The organism is Actinocrinis puniceicyclus (assembly GCF_018283645.1).
GTDB lineage: Bacteria > Actinomycetota > Actinomycetes > Streptomycetales > Catenulisporaceae > Actinocrinis > Actinocrinis puniceicyclus.
On record NZ_JAGSXH010000251.1, the window covers coordinates 1 to 3055 of the forward strand.

Sequence of the window (3055 nt, forward strand, 5' to 3'; positions counted from 1 at the left end):
AGCGGATACTTGTCCTGGCCCAGCAACTCCGCCGCCAACTCCCGCGGCCCCGCCCCCGGCCCCGTGAGCACCGCCACCTTCGGATGCGCCCGGCACAGGTTCGCCGCCGTGCGCAGCGTCGAGACCGGACGGCCCGCCGCCGGATCGAACACCGAACGCCCCGAAGCCGAACGCTCCCCGCCGTCCACCCCGTCCGAGGCCGCGTCCACAGCCACCACCAAGGCGTCCTCCCAGGCCATGCCCACACGCCCGAACGCCGCCGCCACCGACGAGATCGCCGGCAGCGTACGCACCCTGATCTCCTGGCCGCGCAGCGCCCGCACCACCCCGAAGAAACCCGGGTCCCCCGACGCGACCACGACGGCCGGCCCGTCGTGCAGCGCCAGATGCGTCAAGGCGGAACCCAGACCGCCCATGTAGATGCGCCGCGCCGTCTCCGGTATCGGCAGCGCATCCAGATGCCTGATATTCCCGATGACGAGGGTGGCCTCGGCCAGCGCCCTGCGCGCCGGCGCGGAAGGCGGCGACCCGTCGAACCCGAGGACGGTCACCCGCGCGCTGCGCCCGTTGAACTCCTGCGATCCCATGGCCGTCCGATCATCGCACGGATGCCGGGCCCGCGTGGCCCACAACCGGCGAGTCACGACCCTGCTTCTCTGCGCCGCCCGCAGGCGAACCGGCCCCCGCGTCGCGCACGTGCTCGTCCCCGGCCCGGCCGCCGTGACCGGGCACATGAGAACGCTCCGGTCCGTGACCGTGATCGACGCTGTGGTCGCGGTCGAGGCTGTGGTCGTCGTGATCGTGGAGGCCGTGGTCGTGGAGGCCGTGGTCGTGATGGTGACCGTGCCGCGCCGGATCGTCCGGATGGTCATGCGGCCGCTGCGCCGCCCCGACCCGGCTCTCGAACCCCGGCATCGCGATCCGATACACACACGCATCGCAGTTCACCGCCACCGGACCCGCCACCGCCTCCGCGAAACGATCCAACACCAGGTCCGCCAGCGCGTCGTCGTCCCCGAGCAACCCCGCGACGGCCACCTCCAACCCCAAGCTCCGCGCGCCCCGCGCGCTGTGCTCCACGATCCGATCCGGCAACACCCCCGCGAACAGGAAATACGGCAGAACCGTCACCCGCCGCGCCCCCAGCCGCCGCAGCCGCTCCAACCCCTCCTGCACCGACGGCGAGGCCAACGACACGAACGCCGGTTCGACCAACTCGATCCCCGACTGCCGCGTGGTCTCCCACAACAACCGCGCCGCCCGATGCAACTCGGCATTCGCATCCGGATCCGTCGTACCGCGCCCCACCAACAACACCGCATCGGGACGCGGCAACACGCTCGCCGCCAACCGCTCCCGCAGCAACTCCAACAACACCGGATGCACACCCAACGGCCGTGCGTACCGCACCCGCAGACCCGGATGCCGCCCCCGCTCCCGCGCCAAAGCCGCCGGAATATCCCCCTTAGCGTGCCCAGCCGCCAACAAGATCAACGGCACCGCGACGACATCCCGCACGCCCCCCGCGACCAACTGCGCCACCGCCTCCCGCAACGGCGGCGACGACAACTCGATGAACCCGCCCGACACCGCCTCCACCGGCACATCCGCCCGCGCCGCGGCACGCACACCCACCCGCCGCACGAAAGCCCGGAACTGCGCCGCGCCCTCCAGCGCCCGCGTCCCGTGCCCCACGATCAACAAAGCGGTCACGACCGGCCCTCCTCGTAGTACAACAGCGCATTGACAGCGGCCGCGGCCACCGCCGAACCACCCTTGCCCCCGCGATTGGACACCGCGCACACCGACAGATCCCCGTGCGCCCGCAGCGCCGCCTTCGACTCCACCGCACCCACGAACCCCACCGGCATCCCCACCACCAGCGACGGCCGATACCGCCCGGCACCCTCGATCAACTCGAACAACGCAGTCGGCGCGCAACCGATCACATACACCGCGCCCGGACCCGCCTCCAGCGCCGCGAGCCGCAACGCCGCCGCCGACCGCGTGATCCCCTCCGCGGCGGCCACCCGCGCAGCCCGCGGATCAGTGATCCGGCACACCGCGGCACACCGTGTGATCCCCGCAGCCACCATCGCCACATCCGCCACGACCGGCACCCCGGCACGCAACCCGGCAACCGCCTCGGCCAGCACCCGCTCGCCCGGCACCACCAGATCCGCCGCGAACTCCAGATCGGCGCTGGCGTGCACGACCCGCTCCAGCACCGCCCGGCCCAACGGCCCCCAGCCCCCCACCTGCGGGTACTCGCGCGCCAACCGCGCCCGCAAAATCGCGTACGACTCCTGCTCGATCGGATGCACCGCCCTCACCGCACACCACCCTGCGCACCCGGACCGGCGCCATCCAACCCGGCAGCCTCAACCAGATCAATCGCATCCACCGGACACACCTCGACACACTCCCCGCACCCGGTACACCGCTCCGGCACCACCAACAGCCGCCCACCCCTCGGCCGAAACGCATGCTCCGGGCACGTCAGCAAACACGCACCACAGCCCTGGCACGCGCCCACACGCGCAACCAGACCCGCAGCCACGCCGCCCGGCGTCCACGTCAACGCGCCCACGTATACCCCCGCGGCGTCACGAACCGGCCACCCACGATCCGCGACTGCGAACACCCCACGGTCACGACCGTATACATATCGACCACCGACGGATCGAAATCCGCCAAGCTCGTCAACCCGCCGCTCTCATCCGGCCGCGAGGCGTTGCGCACCCATCCCACCGGTGTCGAACCCGGCCGCTGCCGCGCCAGAATCGCCAACGCCTCGCCCAACTGCCAATCACGCTGCCGCGAGCGCGGATTGTAGAAGGACACCACGAAATCACCGTCCGCAGCCGCCCGCACCCGCCGCTCGATCGCATCCCACGGCGTATGCAGATCAGAAAGCGAAATCGAACAATGATCATGACCGAGCGGCGCCCCGAGCACGTTCGACGCCGCGCCGGCCGCGGTGATCCCAGGCACACAGACCACATCGACGTCATCGACGTCCGCGTATTCCAACGCAGGCGACGCCATCGCATAC

General features: G+C 71.3%; 5 protein-coding genes. All 5 read right to left on the reverse strand.

Going from position 1 to position 3055, the window contains the following annotated elements:
- On the reverse strand, positions 1 to 587 hold a 587-nt coding region (locus KGA66_RS28440; RefSeq protein ID WP_211472595.1), incomplete at its 3' end, for a cobalt-precorrin-7 (C(5))-methyltransferase.
- Between the two features lie 10 nt (positions 588 to 597).
- A complete protein-coding gene (locus tag KGA66_RS28445; RefSeq protein WP_211472597.1) occupies positions 598 to 1713 on the reverse strand; it encodes a sirohydrochlorin chelatase in 1116 nt (371 codons plus the stop codon).
- The gene (locus KGA66_RS28450) at positions 1710 to 2333 is read right to left on the reverse strand and encodes a precorrin-8X methylmutase (RefSeq protein WP_211472608.1); all 624 of its coding nucleotides are present in this window, start codon (positions 2331 to 2333) and stop codon (positions 1710 to 1712) included. Before KGA66_RS28450 ends, KGA66_RS28445 begins: the two co-directional genes overlap by 4 nt.
- Positions 2330 to 2560, reverse strand: a complete 231-nt coding sequence (locus KGA66_RS32350; protein ID WP_211472610.1) for a ferredoxin family protein — start codon at positions 2558 to 2560, stop codon at positions 2330 to 2332. The genes KGA66_RS28450 and KGA66_RS32350 overlap by 4 nt, the downstream gene beginning before the upstream one ends.
- A 17-nt stretch (positions 2561 to 2577) precedes the next feature.
- The coding region (locus KGA66_RS28460) for a precorrin-3B C(17)-methyltransferase (protein WP_211472612.1) at positions 2578 to 3055 on the reverse strand (478 nt) is incomplete at its 5' end.